Genomic DNA, 439 nt, shown 5'->3' on the forward strand with positions numbered 1-439 from the left:
TTTTTATACTAACCTCCGATATATAATCATCTTTATTGTACCTAACATTTTATTAAGATAATACTAATACACTATCGAACTTTGGGCTGATACTGAAACAGCACAAAGAAACTCAAACAATTCGAATTATGTATCAAAACCTTCAATTACAGGAAGTGATTTTAAAATTATTTAACGCAAAAAAACACCTGTTACCGTTATATAGGTACAAGTGCTTAATTGATAGAGATGTTATACGTCTTTAAATGATTCCACAACTTTTGGATGTGGACCATCCATAAGCGGTTCTCTTTGTCGAACGCCACCACTTTGGTTGCCAATTGATTCGCTATCAAAGTACGATTTATCTTGATTTGATTGTTCTTGAATATGTTCTTCATTATCAGTTGTTGCATATTCACTATCCACCTCTGTTTTTTCCATTGTTGCTGTATGGAAT

At 32.3% G+C, this 439-nt stretch carries 1 pseudogene; it reads right to left on the reverse strand.

From position 1 onward, the window contains the following. Nucleotides 1–231: 231 nt before the first annotated feature. Nucleotides 232–439: pseudogene (locus tag M3627_RS20510) on the reverse strand (DUF2188 domain-containing protein); the annotation flags it as partial.

Origin of the sequence: Psychrobacillus sp. MER TA 171 (assembly GCF_023713305.1) — a bacterium.
In the GTDB taxonomy this organism is placed as follows: domain Bacteria; phylum Bacillota; class Bacilli; order Bacillales_A; family Planococcaceae; genus Psychrobacillus.